The sequence below is a fragment of the Pseudomonas sp. B21-041 genome (genome assembly GCF_024748675.1).
Lineage (GTDB): Bacteria > Pseudomonadota > Gammaproteobacteria > Pseudomonadales > Pseudomonadaceae > Aquipseudomonas > Aquipseudomonas neuropathica.
The window spans coordinates 684,093-703,953 of sequence record NZ_CP087175.1 but is presented as its reverse complement, the minus strand read 5'-3'; the positions used below and the strand labels follow the sequence as shown (position 1 = coordinate 703,953).

The window sequence follows — 19,861 nt, the reverse complement described above, 5'->3', positions numbered from 1 at the left end:
TGTTGCCGCTGGTTCGAGCGTTACAACTCGTCCCTGACTCGCGCACCACCCTCCGTTACAGGCTGCTGGCGACGCACTCTCCAGCCGGCGCCCATTCGTCCGGTCTGACGCCAGTAATGCCCGGCGAGCAGCACCCTGAATTCACCCAGTTCCATGAGTTGTGAAACAAACTCGCCCGGACTCAGCCGGCTGACCCAGCGCCCCGCTTCGAAATCCACAGGCCGGGCCAGCAGCAAATCCCTCTCGGCCTGCGAGTAAACGGGTGTGTACTTGATCAACACGTGGTTCGGCGTTGAGTAGTAATAATCCTGAATGTCGAAACCCTGGTTCTTCAGTTCATGCGTGTGCGCATGCACCCGCGCAGGCGAAGCGAAATTTGCTCTGACATCATCAGTGTCCGGTGCGAGCGTGGTATTGCCCGACAGATGGAACTGGTGGCTGGCCACGAGTGTGTAGCCATTGGGGTAACGCGCCGCCGGATTGCGCCAACTGATCGTCGGATCACTCGACGAGCGAAATATCCGCAGGACAGGGTCCTCGGCATGGGCAGACCAGACTATTGGCTCGAGCGGGACAAATCGACTGCTGGTCGACCGCGCCAGGATCGCGCCTTCGTAGCCGGTTTCACTGTGACCGGAATCGTCCGTGCGTTGTTGCGCATAGCGGGCGGCATCGTCAGGGTGATGAAAAATCGGTCCCAGCGCCGGCACCGGGCTATCTCGCCATCGCTGCTCGTTGGAAGTATCGGCCATACGCGGTTGCCAATGCTCATCCACTTGACCCTGCCGCGACCAGTAATCGCTGGTTTCAATCACGTCGAGCCGGCCGGCCTTGGCCATCCGGTGCACGTAGTCTTTAAATCTGAATCGGCCACTGGCAATGTCACGTTCATCGATCGCTGCCTGTTCACGCGATACAAACGCATTGGGGCGCAACTCAACCTGCCCGAAAGCGTCGTAGAACACGCCGGGTTCAAACGCATGCAATTGCAGCTTCAACAATGCGTCATCGGCACAGGAGATATAGATCGGTCTGTACCCCCGCGGCGTACTGGCCTGTCGGCAGGCTTGCTGAACATCGTTGGGAAGTACAAAGACATTTCGCATATCGTCAGGCCGTGCGCCGAGCGGAGGCAGCGCTGCGCGCAGATAAATCGAATCCTGTTCAAACCCTGAAGGCAGTCTTGCCTGTTCGAATACTCGATCCACAGCCAGGCCAGAGCGTTGCACATCAACGGGCAGGCTGGCGAGGAACAAGCCATCCCGAGAGCGCAGTATGAATCCGAACGTCTGGGTGTCCCTGCTCACCGAGATTTCATGAACATACCGGGCAACAGCATCTGCTTGAACGAACACTGGGCTGCAAAGTGGTGCGCTCGCGGCTCTGGTGTAATCCATTAGAGGCTGCAGATCAGCAAAGAAAGGAACCCAGCGACTGATCTGGCGGGGCAAACCCCAGATTTCACTGCCGATGACAATTTGCAAGTAACCGGCCTTTGCCAAGGCGTCGACCCATTCACTCGGTTTCAGCTTGGCGCTACGTATGTTCTGTTTTATCGCATCGCCATCAAGGGACGCAGGAAGCGTTTTGTAATCCGTCAAAGCTGCCAAGAGATCTGCGCGCAGACGATCCCATATTCCTGGCTGATAGCGGATCAACGAACCGTCGGGTCCGAACAGGTATTCATCCCATGCCAGTCTTGGTAGCCGCTTGAAGGATGAGTACACGGTGTCGACAGACAGCATGTTCAGATAGATCTGCTTCTCAATACGAGAAAAAATGACCGACAGCTCCCTGGCCACTCTGGATCGATAACGCGCCGTGATACTGCAGCCAGCAGGAAATACCCCGGCGCCATTGCTTTCATCCGGAAAAATCTCGGTGATGTCGAAATCCTCCCGCGACACCTTGATGGGCGCAGAGGCTACGTAAAGGCCGTCGGGGCGTTTCAGAATGACGCCGCCAAAAGGTTTGTCCGTGACCAGCGGCAAGCTCGATCTGGCAAACGCTGCGGCATCGTCAGCACTCTGAAAAACCGGGCCGAGCCAGCGCCGCTGCAGATTCGCGTAGGGCTGCCACGTTGGCCTGACCATTCCTGACCGATCCCAGCACGCGCTTGTTCGCAACACCGAGAGTTCGCCGCTTTCAGCGACCGTATGGACGAAATCCGTCGGCAGCCACTCGCCGGACGCGAGCCCTCGCTTGATCGAGTCGAGTGTTGTCTGAGACGTGTCGTCATGGAACAACTTGCTTGCCTGACTCCTCGCATACTTGAGCAGAGCACCGTCCCGAGTGGCAAGATAAAACGCGGCGGGGCTTGAAGCGATTACAGGCCGACGGCGACCGTAGTACATGGCTGTTGTCAGGATGTCTGGCGAAACAAAATACTGCGCCAGCCAGTCTTCAGGGCTGCTCGAAGATGCTTCTACTTTCTGATGCGCATAAAAGCTCCCATACATGTCGAAGCCTTCCGGGTATTGATGCCACGGCGCCGACCGTCGAGAGGCGAACACCAACGCCTGCCGAAAAAGATTGCTGTCTTGACCGCTGACTGGAAACAGTTCCGTGCCGATGTATTCCTCTCGATCCTTGTGCTTGAGGATGAATCCGAACCAGCCACGGTTCTCATCGTGCAAACGCCTGTCGCCAGCAAACAGATACTGTGCCGCGTCGTCCGCCGAAGAACAGACAGGACCGTACATGACGAACTCCGGCCGCTTCCATGGCAAAGGCCGAGGAGAAGATGGCCGGGGCGAAGACGACGAAGGATACGGGGGCAGCGACGGCTGAGGCAGGGACGGCGTAGGGAGTGCAGGTATGGGTGACGTCGGTTCTGCGGAGGTTGACCCGGCGGATTCTGACATGCTCCAGCCCGGTAATATTTGGCCGCGATGGCCCCACAACTCGTTGTCCGTCAGGTTGAACAGCCAGCCGGCGGCGGCCTGCTCCCTGATGAAGTCTTGCGGTCGCTTGCTGCCCTTGTCCAGACCTAGAGCCAATGGACCGGGATGCACGCGTGTTCCCAGGCGTCGCGCCAGATCCTTCGAAGCCGGGGTTGCGTAAGGTGCAAACCTGACCAGACTGTTCATGGCAGCAGAGCAATACAGAACGGTGTTATCGAGCAATACCTGCCGGACCTCTTCTACACTCAACATTTGCAGGCTTAGTAACGCCTCCTGGAGCGTCCACTGCCGGGAACTGATATTGACCGGCTCAAGCTGCGTGAGCGCGACGTGGGAGACATATCGGGCATGCACCACGTGGTCGTCAGGGAAAACCGGACGCCCTCGATTATCCCGAGGATAAAGTCGCCCCTGGTCCAGCACATCGATATCCCCTTCCAACGGCTCGGTGACCACAAAGCGTGTGTCGCTGCGCTGAAATACATAGCCTGCGTACTGGCGGTCACGGCGAATGCCGACTTGTTCGTGGGCATACCGAACGGCGTCATCGGCGGATAAAAACGCCTGACTCAAGGGCGGCCAAGGGAAGTTCGCGAAGGGTATCCATTCCAGGCCCACCCTCCCCAAACGTGCCCAGAGCGCGCTGCCCCGCAACACCTCAAGCCGGCCCGCCAGTATCAGCATCGAGACAAATTCCCGTGGCGACAATGCTCCAGTCAGCAACCTGGATTGCACCCCGGCGTCGGTGATCGACCCGTCGTAATGCTCGACGCTCAGTGCCGCTTCTATCTCGCTGCCGCTGAAGCTGTACTTCAACATGGACGCATCGCTGGCCTGCATGTACAGCGACAAAGGTCGACCGGCCACAGCCAATTGCTGACTCCTCTTGTGACACGAAATGGCCAGAGCAATGTCCTGTGGCGTGAAGAAATTCTCGTAGAGCCACGGCTGAGCAGGAGTGAGCCGCGAAGGGTCAGGACGGGAGGCGTAGTAAAAACCTTCCAGCCTATAGCCTTCAGGCAACCGTAATTGACCGTCATCACCCGCCGCAAAGTTCTTCGCTGGATCCCATGACGCGAGCCCGAACGGGCGTGCATGGGTCGCGACATACTCATTGCCAGCAGTCTTCTTCAGCAGTAACCCCGAGTCCTGTGCACCTCTTGATTTCAGTGCAGCGAGTACCGCCCGCTCGACAGTGGAGCAAATGCGGGTCATCAAAGGTAATTCGGTCACCCTGCCCGTTGAAAAACCCTGGCCTGGTTGCCAGTCCGGCGGTACGACACCCACCGAATGCCCCCAGTCTGCACTTGAAACGAGGACTTTCAGTTCACCGACAGATGCAAGCTTATTGATGATGCTCATCACGTCACGAGTCCACGGCTCACGCCCTGGTCGTGCACCTGCCTCGTGCCAACGGTAGTAATCGAGTTCCGCTTTCGAACCACTGGGCGAATACTTGAGCAATGTTCCATCGGGGCCGGAGAGGTATGAACTACGAAAATAGGCGCGCCCATCCACATCCCCCATGAAATCGCTACTGGAGAAGAAGTTGATGAAGAGTCGCAGGTTCATTTCATCCAGTTCTGGATAGGCCTCACCTACGACATCGTGAAGAGCGGCATGGCTGTGAATGTTTGCAGCAAACCGATACCCCTTGGGCGGCTCCAGCTCTCCCAGCGCATCAAAGTCGATGATGGTGCTCAAATCAAAGGTGGTGGCCTCTCCGGGTATCGGTGAAGTGGCCACGAATTTCCCATCCGGCCGCAGCAAAATCACGCTGCCATATTCCATTTCCGGCTTGGGCGGTATGCGCGTATGAACCCAATACGCAGCATCCTCCTCTGACAGAAACGGCGGACTCAGGGGAGGTAGCCTGGATTTTCGGGACTCGGTTGCGGCACGTCTGGATCGGACTGAACTATTACTCATGATAGAAACCTGCGAAGAACAATCGGGATAACGATCAAATGAGTGTGTTGCTGCACGCGCCGTGAGCCGAGGTACATGTTTATCGTTTATGTATCTTCATCTTCCCGCTCAGTAGTGCGCCCCAATCTGGCGCGCCCGGACGCACCAGCGCCCGTCAGATGTCCTCTACTGGTGCGCGCCCCCACCTTACAACCGCTCTAACACGACATTTTCCTGCCCGATCCCGACCGGGCACAGCCCTTGCAAAACACACCTTCAGTCGTCCGCATCTGCCAACCAGAAAAATTAAATGTTCATGGAGATCGCACAATGAAGCGTCGCAGTTTGATCAAGGCTTTCACACTCACGGCATCCATTGCCGCGATGGGCATGACCTGGACTGTCCAGGCTGCCGAGACCATCAAGGTCGGGATTCTGCATTCGTTGTCCGGCACCATGGCGATCTCCGAAACGTCGCTCAAAGACATGGCGCTGATGACCATCGACGAAATCAACGCCAAGGGCGGTGTGAACGGCAAGATGCTTGAGCCAGTGGTGGTTGACCCTGCATCCAACTGGCCGCTGTTCGCCGAAAAGGGCCGACAGTTGCTGACCCAGGACAAGGTCGCCGTGGTGTTCGGCTGCTGGACTTCGGTGTCGCGTAAATCGGTGTTGCCGGTGTTCGAAGAGCTCAACGGTCTGCTGTTCTACCCGGTGCAATACGAAGGCGAAGAAATGTCACCGAACGTCTTCTACACCGGCGCTGCGCCGAACCAGCAAGCGATCCCGGCGGTTGAATATCTGATGAGTGAAGAAGGCGGCAGCGCCAAGCGCTACTTCCTGCTCGGCACCGACTATGTCTACCCGCGCACCACCAACAAGATCCTGCGTTCGTTCCTGCACTCCAAAGGCGTGGCCGACAAGGACATCGAAGAGGTCTACACGCCGTTCGGTCACAGCGACTATCAAACCATCGTCGCCAACATCAAAAAATTCTCCGCCGGTGGCAAGACTGCGGTCATCTCGACGGTCAACGGCGACTCCAACGTGCCGTTCTATAAAGAGCTGGCCAACCAGGGTCTGAAAGCCACCGACGTGCCGGTGGTAGCGTTCTCGGTCGGTGAAGAAGAACTGCGCGGCATCGATACCAAACCACTGGTGGGCAACCTCGCGGCCTGGAACTACTTCGAGTCCGTGGAGAATCCGGTGAACAAGAAGTTCGTCGATGACTGGAAGGCTTACGCGAAGAAACACAACTTGCCGGGTGCCGACAAAGCCGTGACCAACGACCCGATGGAAGCCACTTACGTCGGTATCCACATGTGGGCGCAGGCGGTCGAGAAAGCCAAATCCACTGACGTCGACAAAGTCCGCGAAGCCCTCGCCGGCCAGACCTTTGCCGCGCCGTCGGGTTACACGCTGACCATGGACAAGACCAACCACCACCTGCACAAGCCGGTGATGATCGGCGAGATCCAGAGCGACGGTCAGTTCAACGTCGTGTGGCAGACCGAAGGGCCGATTCGCGCACAACCGTGGAGCCCGTTCATTCAGGGCAACGACAAGAAGCCGGATTATGCGGTGAAGAGCAACTGAGTTATCCCGCTCAACCTGATCGTTCCCACGCTCTGCGTGGGAATGCCTCAACGGACGCTCTGCGTCCGCTTTGGGGACGCGGAGCGTCCCGGGCTGCATTCCCACGCGGAGCGTGGGAACGATCACTACGCAAGGCCACGCATATGCGCACTGCCCTCTACCGCTTGCTTCTAGCCATCGCACTATTGCTGCCGATGGTGGCCCATGCCGGCGATGCCGAAGACTTCGTCGCGGCCAATCCCGTGCAACAAGCCAAACTGCTGGAAACCTGGGCCGCGCAGCCCGATCCGGCGCGTATCGAACTGATCAACGCCCTGCAACAAGGCGAGTTGACCATCGACGGCCAACCCAAAACTCTGCGCCTGAACAATCGCCTGCGGGGTCTGATCGATACCGCCATGGCCAGCCACCAATTGCTCGCCGCCGACGCCAAAATCCGTCTGACTGCCGCGCAGCAATTGCAGAAAAGCGCGAAACCCGCGCAGCTGAAATTCCTCGACCAGCAACTCGCTGGCGAAAAAGACGAAAGCGTCCATGCCGCTCTGAGCCTGGCGCTGGCCAATCTGCAACTGGTCGATAGCGACCCGGCGGTGCGCCTCGCCGCCGTACGCCTGCTCGGCGAAACCGGCGACCCACTGGCGCGTACGCGTCTTGAAGGCTTGCTTGAACCCGGCGTCGAGAGCGATGCCGGCGTACGCACCGCCGCCGAAACCAGCCTCGCGCAAGTCAAACGCAAACTGCTGATCGGCGAGATCCTCGGCCAGGCGTTCAGCGGCATGTCGCTCGGCTCGATCCTGCTGTTGGCCGCGCTCGGTCTGGCGATCACGTTCGGCCTGCTCGGCGTGATCAACATGGCCCACGGCGAAATGCTGATGCTCGGCGCCTACTCGACGTACGTAGTGCAGTTGATGTTCCAGCGCTACGCACCGCAAGCCATCGAGTTCTACCCGCTGATCGCCCTGCCGGTGGCGTTTTTTGTCACGGCGGCAATCGGCATGGCCCTGGAGCGCACGGTAATTCGCCACCTCTACGGCCGGCCACTGGAAACCCTGCTCGCCACCTGGGGCATCAGCCTGATGCTGATTCAGCTTGTGCGTTTGTTGTTCGGCGCGCAGAACGTTGAAGTCGCCAACCCGGCATGGCTGTCGGGCGGGATTCAGGTTTTGCCGAATCTGGTTCTGCCATACAACCGCATCGTCATCATCGCCTTCGCCTTGTTCGTCGTCGTGCTGACTTGGCTGCTGCTGAACAAGACCCGCCTCGGCCTCAACGTTCGCGCCGTCACTCAGAACCGCAACATGGCCGCCTGCTGCGGCGTGCCGACCGGGCGCGTCGATATGCTCGCCTTCGGCCTCGGCTCGGGCATCGCCGGCCTCGGCGGCGTGGCGCTGAGCCAGATCGGCAACGTCGGCCCGGACCTCGGCCAGAGCTACATCATCGACTCGTTCCTGGTGGTGGTGCTCGGCGGCGTCGGCCAGTTGGCCGGTAGCGTGTTCGCGGCGTTCGGCCTGGGCATCGCCAACAAGATTCTTGAACCGCAGATCGGTGCGGTGCTTGGCAAGATCCTGATCCTCGCGCTGATCATTCTGTTTATCCAGAAACGTCCGCAAGGCCTCTTCGCACTGAAAGGACGGGTGATCGACTGATGAACCAGCCTCTGTTAGTCACGGCCACACAAAAGGCCGGACCGAAAATCACGATCGCGGTCGGCGCGGTGATCCTCGCGCTGCTGATTGCCTTGCCGCTGCTGTCGTTGTTGCCGGCGGAAAATGCCCTGTCGGTCTCGGCATACACGCTGACGCTGGTCGGCAAAATTCTCTGCTACGCCATCGTCGCGTTAGCGCTGGATCTGGTCTGGGGCTATGCCGGATTGCTGTCACTGGGCCACGGTCTGTTCTTCGCCCTCGGCGGTTATGCGATGGGCATGTACCTGATGCGTCAGGCCGCCGGTGATGGCTTGCCGGCGTTCATGACCTTCCTGTCGTGGAGCGAATTACCGTGGTACTGGACCGGAACCAGCAGTTTCCTCTGGGCGATGTGTCTGGTGGTGCTGGCGCCGGGATTGCTGGCGCTGGTGTTCGGTTTCTTCGCCTTCCGTTCGCGAATCAAAGGTGTGTATTTCTCGATCATGACCCAGGCCCTGACGTTCGCCGGCATGCTCCTGTTTTTCCGCAACGAGACCGGGTTTGGCGGCAACAACGGCTTCACCAATTTCCGCACGATTCTCGGTTTCGGCATCACCGAACCGGGCACCCGCGCGGTGCTGTTTCTGGCCACGGTGTTGCTGCTGGTGGCAAGTCTGTTCATCGGCTGGCGCCTGGCGCAGAGCAAGTTCGGCCGGGTGTTGACAGCGTTGCGCGATGCAGAAAACCGCTTGATGTTCTGCGGCTACGACCCACGCGGTTTCAAGTTGTTCGTGTGGGTGTTGAGTGCGGTGTTGTGTGGCCTGGCCGGGGCGTTATATGTGCCGCAAGTCGGGATCATCAATCCGAGCGAAATGTCGCCGACCAACTCCATTGAGGCGGCGGTATGGGTCGCCCTTGGTGGTCGCGGCACGCTGATCGGGCCGCTGCTCGGCGCCGGTGTGGTCAATGGCATGAAGAGTTGGTTCACCGTGGCGTTCCCGGAATACTGGCTGTTCTTCCTCGGCGCGCTGTTCATCGTCGTGACGCTGTACTTGCCCAAAGGCGTGATCGGTCTGCTGAAGAAACGAGGTGAACAATGAGAGTCACGGCGAGCGCTGAATTCATGTTGGAACCGGCCTTTTTCCCCGTCGAACCGAACAAGGACGAGGGCACCAGTCGCGACTCGATCGGCCTCGGCCAGCGCGTCGGCCCGGGTCTGGATACCCGCCACGGCACGATCCTCACTCTGGAAGACATCAGCGTCAGCTTCGATGGCTTTCGCGCACTGAACAATCTCAACTTGTACATCGGCGTCGGTGAGTTGCGCTGCATCATCGGCCCCAACGGCGCGGGCAAGACCACGCTGATGGACGTGATCACCGGCAAGACTCGCCCCAGTCACGGCAAGGCCTGGTTCGGTGAAACCCTCGACCTGACGCAGATGAGCGAAGTGCAAATCGCTCAGGCCGGCATCGGTCGCAAGTTTCAGAAGCCGACCGTTTTCGAAGCGCTGAGCGTGTTTGAAAACATGGAACTGGCGCAGAAAACCGACAAGTCGGTGTGGGCCAGTCTGCGTGCGCGCCTCAGTGGCGAGCAGAAGGACCGGATCAGCGAAGTGCTGGAGACGATTCGCCTGACCACCTCGGTCAATCGTCAGGCCGGGTTGCTCTCTCATGGTCAGAAGCAGTTTCTCGAGATCGGCATGTTGCTGATGCAGGACCCGCAATTGCTCCTGCTCGATGAGCCGGTGGCGGGCATGACCGATGCAGAAACCGAGTTCACCGCTGAACTGTTCAAGTCGCTGGCGGGAAAGCATTCGCTGATGGTGGTGGAGCATGACATGGGCTTTGTCGGCTCGATTGCCGACCACGTCACCGTGTTGCATCAGGGCAGCGTGCTGGCCGAAGGGTCACTGGAGCAGGTGCAGGAAAACGAGCGCGTCATCGAGGTCTACCTCGGCCGCTGAACATTGCGAATACAAAACCTGTGGGAGCGAGCCTGCTCGCGAAAGCGGCGCATCAGGCGATGAACATGCTGAATGTCACAACGCATTCGCGAGCAGGCTCGCTCCCACAGGGTTCTGTGTGCAACAGGGAGATTTTGAACATGCTGCAAGTCGACAAGCTGCACCAGTACTACGGCGGTAGCCACATCCTCCGGGGCCTGTCTTTCGACGTGAAGGTCGGCGAAGTCACCTGCCTGCTTGGCCGTAACGGCGTGGGCAAGACCACCCTGCTCAAATGCCTGATGGGCTTGCTGCCGGCCAAGGAAGGTGCGGTGAACTGGGAAGGCAAACCGATCACCGCGTTCAAGCCGCACCAGCGTGTCCACGCCGGCATCGCCTACGTACCACAGGGCCGCGAGATCTTCGGACGCCTGACCGTGGAAGAGAATCTGTTGATGGGCCTGTCGCGGTTTCCCGGCAGTGAAGCCAAAGAAGTCCCAGGTTTCATCTACGAACTGTTCCCGGTGCTGCTACAAATGAAGCAGCGTCGCGGCGGTGACCTCTCTGGCGGTCAGCAACAGCAGTTAGCGATCGGGCGAGCATTGGCCAGCCGCCCACGTTTACTGATCCTCGACGAACCCACCGAAGGCATTCAACCCTCGGTGATCAAAGAGATCGGCGCGGTCATCAAGAAACTTGCGGCGCGCGGTGACATGGCGATTTTGCTGGTGGAGCAGTTCTACGATTTCGCCGCAGAACTGGCCGATCAGTACCTGGTGATGTCCCGGGGCGAGATCGTCCAGCAAGGTCGCGGCGAAAATATGGAGGCCGAAGGTGTACGCGGGCTGGTAACGATCTAGTACAACGAACTAATCTGTAGCTTCCTAACGATAATTACAAACCATGAATTCGACTGTTTCACCTGCCCTGTTTACCCCGAGCTGGCACGCCGAGCTGGAACTCGCTTACGCCCGTTTCGGTGACTGCACGCGTCCGGTCATGCGCCGGCACCTCGGCCCGCTGCGTGTGCAAAAGCACCTTTACGCAGAAGGCCCCGAGGTCTGCCAGCACATCATCGTCCATCCTCCGGGCGGGATTGCCGGCGGCGACCGACTGGACATCAGCGCGCGCGTCGAACAACACGCCTGGGCGCAGATCACCAGCCCCGGCGCGGCGAAGTGGTATCGCGCGGGTGGGCCGGCGTATCAAAAACTGGATTTGAAAGTGGCAGCCGGCGGGACGCTGGAATGGCTGCAGCAGGAAACCATCGTCTACAGCGCCGCGCAGGCTGAGCTGAGCACTTCGATTGATCTTGAAGGCGATGCGCGGCTGTTCTACTGGGACGTGGTCGCACTGGGTCGCCCCGCCAGTGGCGAGCGTTTTGACCGTGGGCATTTTCAGGCGCATCTGGATATTCGCCGTGATGGTCGATTGCTCTGGCACGAGCGCCAGCGCGTTGTCGGCGGTGATGGTTTGCTTGATTCGCCGATCGGGCTGGATGGCAATCCGGTGTTTGCGACGTTGTTGGTCACTGGCGAGATTGAGGCTGAATTGCTTGAGCGCTGCCGCTCGCTGGGCCACGAAGTGCGTGGGGATTTGACGCAGTTGCCGGGGCTTTTGGTGGCTCGTTGTCTGGCCAGTGAAGCGTTGCTCGCCCGCGCCTGGCTCATCGATTTATGGCGTTTGCTCAGACCCGCCCTGCTGGGTCGCGACGCGGTATCCCCCAGAATATGGAGCACCTGAAAAGCGACCCTCACCCCCCGCCCTCTCCCGGAGGGAGAGGGAGCCTGACCGGGTCGTTTGAAATGAATTTACTGCCTGAACGAATACTGCTGACTGAACCGGCCATTGAAAACAACCGAGATCAGTCCCCTCTCCCTTGGGAGAGGGCTAGGGTGAGGGGTTGCTCCAACGGGCACCCCGCGCCCGCAAGAACCTCACAAATCTGCCCTGATGGAACCCCACAATGGACCTGACCCCACGCGAAAAAGACAAGCTGCTGATCTTCACCGCCGGCCTCGTCGCCGAGCGGCGTCTGGCCCGCGGCGTGAAACTCAATTACCCGGAAGCCATGGCCTACATCTCCGCCGCGCTGCTCGAAGGCGCGCGTGACGGCCAGACCGTGGCCGAGCTGATGCACTTCGGCACCACCCTGCTCAGCCGCGAACAAGTGATGGAAGGCATCCCGGAAATGATCCCGGAGATCCAGGTTGAAGCGACGTTTCCCGACGGCACCAAACTGGTCACCGTCCACCAGCCGATCGTCTGAGGCCGCGCCATGACTTACACCATTCGCGATGCGCTGCACGCCGACCTGCCGGCGATCCGTGACATCTACAACGACGCCGTGCTCAACACCACGGCGATCTGGAATGAACAAGCCGTCGATCTCGGCAACCGCCAGGCATGGTTCAGCGCGCGCCAGGCCCAGGCTTATCCGATTCTGCTGATCGTCGACGCCGACAACAGCGTGCTCGGCTACGCTTCCTTCGGTGACTGGCGACCGTTCGACGGCTTTCGCCACACCGTCGAGCACTCGGTTTATGTGCGCAGCGACCAGCGCGGCAATGGCCTCGGCCCACAATTGATGGCAGCGCTGATCGAGCGCGCCAGAACCTGCGGCAAACACGTCATGGTCGCCGCCATAGAAAGCGGCAACGCTGCCTCGATTCGTTTGCATGAGCGCGCCGGTTTCAAAATTACCGGGCAGATGCCGCAAGTCGGCACCAAATTCGGCCGCTGGCTCGACCTGACCTTCATGCAACTGACCCTCAACCCTGGCGCGGAGCCGCCTGACGCCAACAAGGAGTGACACCGATGAACGCCGCCCAACTGCGCCGCGTCAATGCTGAAAGTTTTGCGCATTACCGTCAGGGTCTGATTGATCTGCTGCTCGATGCCGTGGGTTACGGCGCCAGCGTCGGTTTCATGGCCGACCTCGATGCGGCTCAGGCGCGCGCGTATTTCGATGAGGTGCAGGACAACGTCAACAAGGGCAGCGTGCTGCTCTGGGTGGTGGTCAAGGACGAGCAGGTACTGGCCAGTGTGCAACTGGGCCTGTGCCAGAAGGCCAACGGCCTCAATCGTGCCGAGGTGCAGAAACTGCTGGTGCGCGAACACGCACGACGTCGCGGCCTCGGCCAGCAACTGATGAGTGCGCTGGAACTCGAAGCGCCCAAGCACAAGCGCGGCATGCTTTACCTCGACACCGAGGCCGGCTCGCCCGCCGAAGATTTCTACAAGGCGTTAGGCTACAGCCGCGCAGGCGAAATCCCTGATTACGCTTGCGATCCGAACGGCACCTATCGGCCGACCGCCCTCTATTACAAGATTCTGCAAGGAGCCCAGTGATGATTCCTGGCGAGTACCAGATCCAGCCCGGCGACATCGAACTCAACGTCGGCCGCCGCACTATCAGCCTGAAAGTCGCCAACAGCGGCGACCGGCCAATTCAGGTCGGTTCGCACTATCACTTTTTTGAAACCAACGACGCGCTGACCTTCGATCGCGCCGCCAGCCGTGGCATGCGCCTGAATATTCCGGCGGGCACGGCGGTGCGCTTTGAGCCGGGGCAGAGCCGTGAGGTTGAGCTGGTCGATTACGCCGGGCATCGGCGGGTGTTCGGATTTGCCGGACGGATCATGGGCAACCTCGACTGACTGATCGTTCCCACGCTCTGCGTGGGAATGCATCCCGTGACGCTCCGCGTCACATAACGGCGGACGCAGAGCGTCCATGGCGGCATTCCCACGCAGAGCGTGGGAACGATCAACTAAGGCAGACACATGAAAATCTCCAGACAAGCCTACGCCGACATGTTCGGCCCCACCATCGGCGACAAGGTGCGCCTGGCCGACACCGAGCTGTGGATCGAAGTCGAACACGACTTCACCACCTACGGCGAAGAAGTGAAATTCGGTGGCGGCAAAGTCATCCGCGACGGCCAGGGCCAAAGCCAGTTGCTGGCTGCCGAAGTGGTCGACACGCTGATCACCAACGCGCTGATCATCGACCACTGGGGCATCGTCAAAGCCGACGTCGGCCTCAAGGACGGGCGCATCGCCGCAATCGGCAAGGCCGGCAACCCCGACGTGCAGCCCAACGTGACCATCGCCATTGGCGCAGGCACCGAAGTAATCGCCGGCGAAGGCATGATCCTCACCGCTGGTGGCATCGACACACACATCCATTTCATCTGCCCGCAGCAGATCGAAGAAGCGCTGATGAGCGGCGTCACCACCATGATCGGCGGCGGCACCGGCCCAGCCACTGGCACCAACGCCACCACTTGCACCTCCGGCCCGTGGCACTTGGCGCGCATGCTTCAGGCCGCTGACGCGTTCCCGATGAACATCGGCCTCACCGGCAAAGGCAACGCCAGCCTGCCGGAGCCGCTGATCGAGCAGGTCAAGGCCGGCGCCATCGGGCTCAAGCTGCACGAAGACTGGGGCACCACGCCGGCGAGCATCGACAACTGCCTGAGCGTCGCCGATCAATTCGACGTGCAGGTGGCGATCCACACCGACACCCTCAACGAGTCCGGTTTCGTCGAAACCACCCTCGGCGCGTTCAAGGGCCGCACCATTCACACCTATCACACCGAAGGTGCCGGTGGCGGTCACGCACCGGACATCATCAAAGCTTGCGGCTTCCCTAACGTGCTGCCGAGCTCGACCAACCCGACCCGGCCGTTCACCCGCAACACCATCGATGAACATCTCGACATGCTGATGGTCTGCCACCACCTCGACCCGAGCATTGCCGAAGACGTTGCCTTCGCCGAAAGCCGGATCCGCCGCGAAACGATTGCCGCCGAAGACATCCTTCACGATCTCGGCGCGTTCTCGATGATCAGCTCCGACAGCCAGGCCATGGGCCGTGTCGGCGAAGTCATCACGCGCACCTGGCAGACCGCCGACAAGATGAAAAAGCAGCGCGGCCCGCTGCCGCAGGATGGCGCAGGCAACGACAACTTCCGCGCCAAACGCTACATCGCCAAGTACACGATCAACCCGGCGATCACTCATGGCATCAGCCATGAAGTCGGCTCGATCGAAGTCGGCAAGTGGGCGGATCTGGTGCTGTGGCGTCCTGCATTCTTCGGCGTAAAACCGACGTTGATCCTCAAGGGCGGCGCGATTGCCGCGAGCCTGATGGGCGATGCCAACGCCTCGATCCCGACGCCGCAACCGGTGCACTACCGCCCGATGTTCGCCAGCTATGGCGGCTCGCTGCATGCCACCAGCCTGACCTTTATCAGTCAGGCGGCGCAGGAAGCCGGGCTGCCTGAAGCACTGGGTTTGAAGAAGAAAATCGGCGTAGTCAAAGGCTGCCGTGATGTGCAGAAAACCGACCTGATCCACAACGACTATCTGCCGAATATCGATGTCGATCCGCAGACCTATCAGGTCAAGGCGGATGGCGTTCTGCTGTGGTGTGAACCGGCAGAAACCCTGCCAATGGCCCAGCGGTATTTCCTGTTCTGACGCAGCCGCCACGCTGTAGAAAGGCCTCGGGACCGCGCCTTGCGCACAGTCTCGGGGCCTTTTTCGTGCTGGTATGAAACCACCACGCAAACAGTCGTGTAATTCTCGCCAAAGGAACTACTATTCGATTCGCTCCACCTCTTTTCAGGAACTGCCCATGCGTCTATCCGAGTTCATCCAGGCGAATATCGAGCCTATCGTCGATGAGTGGGAACAGTTCGCCGCAACTATCACGCCGGCCGCCGACTACCTTGATTCCACGGCTCTGCGCGATCACGCCAGCGCCATTCTGCGGGCCGCGGCCCGCGACATGAGCAAGCCGCAGAGCCCTGCCGAACAGGCCGCCAAAGCCAAGGGCGAAGGCCCGGAAAAGACCCCGAGTCTGGACGAGGCCGGCGCCAGTCATGGCGAGTTGCGCCACACCGTGGGTTTTGATCTGGTGCAGATGACCAGTGAATTCCGCCATCTGCGAGCCTGCGTGATTCGCCTGTGGGTCAACAGCCTGCAATCCCCTGACGTCGCCTATTTCCAGGACATGATCCGCTTCAACGAAGCCATCGACGAAGCCCTGGCCGAATCGACCGCCGCCTATGCCGAACAGGTCAACCGTTCGCGCGATATTTTCCTCGCCATTCTTGGCCATGACCTTCGCGCGCCGCTGCAAGCGGTGAGCATGTCCACCGAACTGCTGCTGCGCAAAACCCGTCTGGAAGGCGATGCTCTGACGTGCGCCCTGAATATCAAACGTGGAGCGCGACACATGGCGGCCATGGTCAGCGATTTGCTGGAACTGGTTCGCAGTCGTCTGGGCAGAAGCCTGCCGATCGAGCCGGCATCGATGGACATGGCCGATGCGGCGCGGGCAGCGATTGCCGAGGCTTGCGCGGGCAATCCGGAATGCGATCCGTCGCTGACGGTAGAAGGCGATACCAAGGGCACGTGGGATGCCGGGCGCATCGATCAACTGCTGCAAAACCTGATCGGCAATGCCTTGCAGCATGGTTCGAACCAGCACGACGTGACCGTCATCCTCAGCGGCGAGGTCGATAGCGTATGCATCGCGGTGCATAACTACGGCACACCGATTCCCGAAGAGGCGATTGGCACGATCTTCGACCCATTGGTACGCAGCGCCGACGAAGAACTCGGGCAGCCCTCCACCAGCCTTGGGTTGGGGTTGTTTATCGTCAAGGAGGTGGTCACCGCCCATGGCGGGACGATCGAAGTCAGCTCGAGCAAGGCTGACGGGACACTGTTCAGCGTGGTCCTGCCCAGAAAGGTTTAAGCAGATGAACCGAGGGGAATTCATCGCTGGCAAGCCAGCTCCCACAGGGTTGTGCGTCGTTCGCAAAATATGCATTCGACGCGCTACTTGTGGGAGCTGGCTTGCCAGCGAAGAGGCCCTTCAGTGCGACCTGTAAACAACGGTAAAACTATTCGACCACCAGTCGACCCAATCGCTGGCGCAGCATCCGGTTCTCCGCCCGCAGTTCCTGCACTTCTTCGAGCAGATTCAACGCCAGGGCGACGCCTTCCCACTCCAGCTCAAGATCACGCCGCAGCTTGGCGGCGCGCTTGGCCAGGGCCAGCTCGTAATCGGTGAAACGCCATTCCCGGGGCTGCGCGCCCTGAGGTTCGAGGATGCCGTGTTCGACGATTTCGAACACGTAGACGTCCGACAGATCGGCCGCCTCACAGAATTCTGCCAGGTCCAGTTGAACGATCAGGGGGCTGCTCATGATGGGCTACTCCGTCGTCGGGTTCAGAAGTTCTCTCGCGGATTGAAGGCGGCTTTCTTCGCCAGTTCCTGCCACAGCGCCTTGACCTCGTCGTCAGCAGCTTTCGGCATCACGGCCTTGAGCTGGACGAACAGGTAACCACGTTCGCCTGCCTTGTTTTTCAGGCCATGACCTTTGGCGCGCATGCGTTGGCCGTTCTGGCTGCCGGCCGGCACCTTCAAGTTGATCTTGCCGGTCAGCGTCGGCACCGCCACTTCGGCACCCAGCGCCAATTCCCACGGTGCCAGCGGCAAGGTGATGATGAGGTTTTCGCCTTCAACATCGAATTTCGGGTGCGGCGCAAAACGAATGGTCAGGTACAGGTCGCCATTCGCCCCGCCACCGACGCCCGGTGCGCCCTGCCCCTTGAGGCGGATGCGCTCGCCGTCGGTCACGCCTGCCGGGATCTTCACGTTCAGGCTCTTGCTGGTGTTGCTGACGTGCTGGCCGTTGGCGTTGTATTGCGGCACCTGGAAGGTGACCTTCTTCGATTCGTTCGAAAGCGTTTCTTCGAGGAAGATTGGCAGTTCCATTTCCACGTCTTGTCCCCGGCGTCCTGCACTGCGTTGTTGCCGACCTTCGCCGCCACCGAAACCGGGGCCGCGATTGCCGAAAATCGAACTGAAGAAGTCCGAGAAGTCACCGGTGTCACCACCGCCACCGCCAAAGCCGCCGCGGCTCTGCCAGCCCGGTGGGCCCTGGAACGGTTGACCGTGCTGACCATAACGGCGCAGCTCGTCGTATTCAGCGCGTTTGTCGGCGCTTTTCAGCGCTTCATAGGCTTCCGAGGCGTCTTTGAATTTGGCCTCGGCGTCTTTTTCCTTGCTGACATCGGGGTGGTATTTGCGCGCCAGCTTGCGATAGGCAGCCTTGATTGCCTTGTCGTCTGCTGTCGGCTCCACGCCGAGTATCTTGTAATAGTCTTTGAAGTCCATCGAAGGAGTCACCGTCCGTTATCGATTTCGCGCCGATGCCAGCATGCGCCGATTCGCGCGTGCCGGGTTGACCGATCTCAAGGTTGTGACCGGGTGGCGCAGCAGAAGTTTATCGGCAGTGGACGGCGGTTCTTGCGACCGCCGGTGGTTCTGCCGGCCCATGCCAGCAAGTTTGGGGCAAAGCTTGAGGTTTCAAGGCAGTTTAGTCGTGAAATAGCAGATGACCGGCCTTCGAATCTGGCGCGCACTGACATACACTGCGCGGCCGTTTTTTGACCGGAACCGAAAGACATGAAAGACGCCTCTCCAGCCCGTGCCTGCGGCATCGACTTCGGCACGTCCAACTCCACCGTCGGCTGGCTGCGCCCCGGCATGGAAACGATGATCGCGCTGGAAGACGACAAGATCACCCTGCCGTCGGTGGTCTTCTTCAACATCGAGGAACGCCGCCCGGTTTACGGTCGTCTGGCCCTGCACGAGTACCTGGAAGGCTACGAAGGCCGCCTGATGCGCTCGCTGAAAAGCCTGCTCGGTTCCAAGCTGATCAAGCACGACACCAGCGTGCTCGGCACGGCGATGCCGTTCAAGGACTTGCTCGGCCTGTTCATCGGCCAGTTGAAGAGCCGTGCGGAAACCGCCGCTGGTCGGGAATTCGAGCAAGTGGTACTTGGCCGTCCGGTGTTCTTCGTCGATGACGATCCGCTGGCTGACCAGGAAGCCGAAGACACCCTGGTCGAAGTGGCGCGCAAGATCGGCTTCAAAGAGGTCTCGTTCCAGTACGAACCGATTGCGGCGGCCTTCGACTACGAGTCGACCATCGCGAAAGAAGAGCTGGTACTGATCGTCGACATCGGCGGTGGTACCTCCGACTTCTCGCTGGTGCGCCTGTCGCCCGAGCGTCGTGGCCTGGATAACCGCCACGATGACATCCTCGCCACCGGCGGCGTGCACATCGGCGGGACCGACTTCGACAAACAGCTGAGCCTGCAAGGCCTGATGCCGTTGTTCGGCTACGGCAGCCGCATGAAGAGCGGCGCCTACATGCCGACCAGCCACCACATGAACCTGGCGACCTGGCACACCATCAACTCGGTGTACTCGCAGAAATCCAGCCTGGCGCTGGGCAGCATGCGTTACGACATCGAAGACACTGGCGGCATTGATCGCCTGTTCAAGCTGATCGAACAACGCGCCGGGCACTGGCTGGCGATGGAAGTCGAAGAAACCAAGATTCAGCTGACTCATACCGACAGCCGCCATGTGCCGCTGGACCGCATCGAGGCCGGGCTGAGCGTGGAACTGACGCGCGCGCTGTTCGAGTCGGCGATCGACGCCTTGCTGGAGCGGGTACGCGGCAGCGTTACGCAACTGTTGAACGATGCCGGTGTGGCAGTGGAACAGGTCGACACGGTGTTCTTCACCGGTGGTTCGAGCGGCATTCCGGCACTGCGCAATAGCGTCTCGGCGATGCTGCCGAATGCGCGGCATGTCGAAGGGAATATCTTTGGCAGCATTGGTAGCGGTTTGGCGATTGACGCGATGAAACGCTACGGTTCGATGGCCTGATGATCGTTCCCACGCTCCGCGTGGGAATGCCGCCATGGACGCTCTGCGTCCGCTGTTGAGGCTGTGACGCGGAGCGTCACGGGATGCTTTCCCACGCAGAGCGTGGGAACGATCACCGG

The 19,861-nt window shown here is 60.1% G+C and carries 16 protein-coding genes; 13 read left to right on the top strand and 3 right to left on the bottom strand.

What is annotated here, in order from left to right:
* Positions 1–20: 20 nt before the first annotated feature.
* Positions 21–4,694, bottom strand: coding sequence for a DUF4329 domain-containing protein (locus tag LOY43_RS02985; RefSeq protein ID WP_408980824.1), 4,674 nt, complete (start codon positions 4,692–4,694; stop codon positions 21–23).
* Positions 4,695–5,141: 447 nt separating this feature from the next.
* Between LOY43_RS02985 and urtA the strand changes: the two genes are divergently transcribed.
* From urtA to LOY43_RS02925, 12 genes are all read left to right on the top strand, one after another.
* Positions 5,142–6,407: an urea ABC transporter substrate-binding protein gene (gene urtA / locus LOY43_RS02980; RefSeq protein WP_095047339.1), complete on the top strand. Its 1,266-nt coding sequence runs from the start codon at positions 5,142–5,144 to the stop codon at positions 6,405–6,407.
* Positions 6,408–6,550: 143 nt separating this feature from the next.
* Positions 6,551–8,053, top strand: coding sequence for an urea ABC transporter permease subunit UrtB (urtB, locus tag LOY43_RS02975; protein WP_220557527.1), 1,503 nt, complete (start codon positions 6,551–6,553; stop codon positions 8,051–8,053).
* Positions 8,053–9,132 carry an urea ABC transporter permease subunit UrtC gene (gene urtC, locus LOY43_RS02970; protein WP_095126125.1) on the top strand — a complete coding sequence of 360 codons (1,080 nt, stop codon included), beginning with the start codon at positions 8,053–8,055 and terminating at the stop codon, positions 9,130–9,132. The genes urtB and urtC overlap by 1 nt, the downstream gene beginning before the upstream one ends.
* Positions 9,129–9,998 carry an urea ABC transporter ATP-binding protein UrtD gene (gene urtD, locus LOY43_RS02965; RefSeq protein ID WP_408980823.1) on the top strand — a complete coding sequence of 290 codons (870 nt, stop codon included), beginning with the start codon at positions 9,129–9,131 and terminating at the stop codon, positions 9,996–9,998. Before urtC ends, urtD begins: the two co-directional genes overlap by 4 nt.
* A 140-nt stretch (positions 9,999–10,138) precedes the next feature.
* A complete protein-coding gene (gene urtE, locus LOY43_RS02960; RefSeq protein ID WP_095047335.1) occupies positions 10,139–10,837 on the top strand; it encodes an urea ABC transporter ATP-binding subunit UrtE in 699 nt (232 codons plus the stop codon).
* Between the two features lie 43 nt (positions 10,838–10,880).
* Positions 10,881–11,720 (top strand): urease accessory protein UreD, encoded by an 840-nt coding sequence (locus LOY43_RS02955; protein WP_258709170.1) that lies wholly within the window; start codon positions 10,881–10,883, stop codon positions 11,718–11,720.
* Positions 11,721–11,943: 223 nt separating this feature from the next.
* A complete protein-coding gene (gene ureA / locus LOY43_RS02950; RefSeq protein WP_007915951.1) occupies positions 11,944–12,246 on the top strand; it encodes an urease subunit gamma in 303 nt (100 codons plus the stop codon).
* 9 nt (positions 12,247–12,255) lie between these two features.
* Positions 12,256–12,789: a GNAT family N-acetyltransferase gene (locus LOY43_RS02945; protein WP_095047333.1), complete on the top strand. Its 534-nt coding sequence runs from the start codon at positions 12,256–12,258 to the stop codon at positions 12,787–12,789.
* A 5-nt stretch (positions 12,790–12,794) separates the two neighbouring features.
* Positions 12,795–13,328, top strand: coding sequence for a GNAT family N-acetyltransferase (locus LOY43_RS02940; protein ID WP_093430218.1), 534 nt, complete (start codon positions 12,795–12,797; stop codon positions 13,326–13,328).
* Positions 13,328–13,636 carry an urease subunit beta gene (locus LOY43_RS02935; RefSeq protein ID WP_095047332.1) on the top strand — a complete coding sequence of 103 codons (309 nt, stop codon included), beginning with the start codon at positions 13,328–13,330 and terminating at the stop codon, positions 13,634–13,636. The genes LOY43_RS02940 and LOY43_RS02935 overlap by 1 nt, the downstream gene beginning before the upstream one ends.
* 126 nt (positions 13,637–13,762) lie before the next feature.
* Entirely contained in the window at positions 13,763–15,463 is a 1,701-nt protein-coding gene (gene ureC / locus LOY43_RS02930; protein ID WP_258709169.1) for an urease subunit alpha, read from the top strand.
* 157 nt (positions 15,464–15,620) lie between these two features.
* A complete protein-coding gene (locus LOY43_RS02925) occupies positions 15,621–16,748 on the top strand; it encodes a sensor histidine kinase KdpD (RefSeq protein WP_220557523.1) in 1,128 nt (375 codons plus the stop codon).
* Positions 16,749–16,896: 148 nt separating this feature from the next.
* Here the strand turns inward: LOY43_RS02925 and LOY43_RS02920 are convergent, their stop codons facing one another.
* Both LOY43_RS02920 and LOY43_RS02915 read right to left on the bottom strand, forming a co-directional pair.
* Positions 16,897–17,202, bottom strand: a complete 306-nt coding sequence (locus LOY43_RS02920; protein WP_258709168.1) for a chaperone modulator CbpM — start codon at positions 17,200–17,202, stop codon at positions 16,897–16,899.
* Positions 17,203–17,225: 23 nt separating this feature from the next.
* Complete coding sequence (locus tag LOY43_RS02915; RefSeq protein WP_095126127.1) at positions 17,226–18,176, bottom strand: DnaJ C-terminal domain-containing protein; 951 nt, start codon at positions 18,174–18,176, stop codon at positions 17,226–17,228.
* Between the two features lie 291 nt (positions 18,177–18,467).
* Between LOY43_RS02915 and LOY43_RS02910 the strand changes: the two genes are divergently transcribed.
* Positions 18,468–19,742 (top strand): Hsp70 family protein, encoded by a 1,275-nt coding sequence (locus tag LOY43_RS02910; RefSeq protein ID WP_258709167.1) that lies wholly within the window; start codon positions 18,468–18,470, stop codon positions 19,740–19,742.
* Positions 19,743–19,861: the final 119 nt, after the last annotated feature.

Bases quoted from the DNA above. Each gene is read 5' to 3' on its own strand.
- LOY43_RS02985 (WP_408980824.1), bottom strand. From the start codon at position 4,694: ATGGAATATGGCAGCGTGATTTTGCTGCGGCCGGATGGGAAATTCGTG.
- urtA (WP_095047339.1), top strand. From the start codon at position 5,142: ATGAAGCGTCGCAGTTTGATCAAGGCTTTCACACTCACGGCATCCATT.
- urtB (WP_220557527.1), top strand. From the start codon at position 6,551: ATGCGCACTGCCCTCTACCGCTTGCTTCTAGCCATCGCACTATTGCTG.
- urtC (WP_095126125.1), top strand. From the start codon at position 8,053: ATGAACCAGCCTCTGTTAGTCACGGCCACACAAAAGGCCGGACCGAAA.
- urtD (WP_408980823.1), top strand. From the start codon at position 9,129: ATGAGAGTCACGGCGAGCGCTGAATTCATGTTGGAACCGGCCTTTTTC.
- urtE (WP_095047335.1), top strand. From the start codon at position 10,139: ATGCTGCAAGTCGACAAGCTGCACCAGTACTACGGCGGTAGCCACATC.
- LOY43_RS02955 (WP_258709170.1), top strand. From the start codon at position 10,881: ATGAATTCGACTGTTTCACCTGCCCTGTTTACCCCGAGCTGGCACGCC.
- ureA (WP_007915951.1), top strand. From the start codon at position 11,944: ATGGACCTGACCCCACGCGAAAAAGACAAGCTGCTGATCTTCACCGCC.
- LOY43_RS02945 (WP_095047333.1), top strand. From the start codon at position 12,256: ATGACTTACACCATTCGCGATGCGCTGCACGCCGACCTGCCGGCGATC.
- LOY43_RS02940 (WP_093430218.1), top strand. From the start codon at position 12,795: ATGAACGCCGCCCAACTGCGCCGCGTCAATGCTGAAAGTTTTGCGCAT.
- LOY43_RS02935 (WP_095047332.1), top strand. From the start codon at position 13,328: ATGATTCCTGGCGAGTACCAGATCCAGCCCGGCGACATCGAACTCAAC.
- ureC (WP_258709169.1), top strand. From the start codon at position 13,763: ATGAAAATCTCCAGACAAGCCTACGCCGACATGTTCGGCCCCACCATC.
- LOY43_RS02925 (WP_220557523.1), top strand. From the start codon at position 15,621: ATGCGTCTATCCGAGTTCATCCAGGCGAATATCGAGCCTATCGTCGAT.
- LOY43_RS02920 (WP_258709168.1), bottom strand. From the start codon at position 17,202: ATGAGCAGCCCCCTGATCGTTCAACTGGACCTGGCAGAATTCTGTGAG.
- LOY43_RS02915 (WP_095126127.1), bottom strand. From the start codon at position 18,176: ATGGACTTCAAAGACTATTACAAGATACTCGGCGTGGAGCCGACAGCA.
- LOY43_RS02910 (WP_258709167.1), top strand. From the start codon at position 18,468: ATGAAAGACGCCTCTCCAGCCCGTGCCTGCGGCATCGACTTCGGCACG.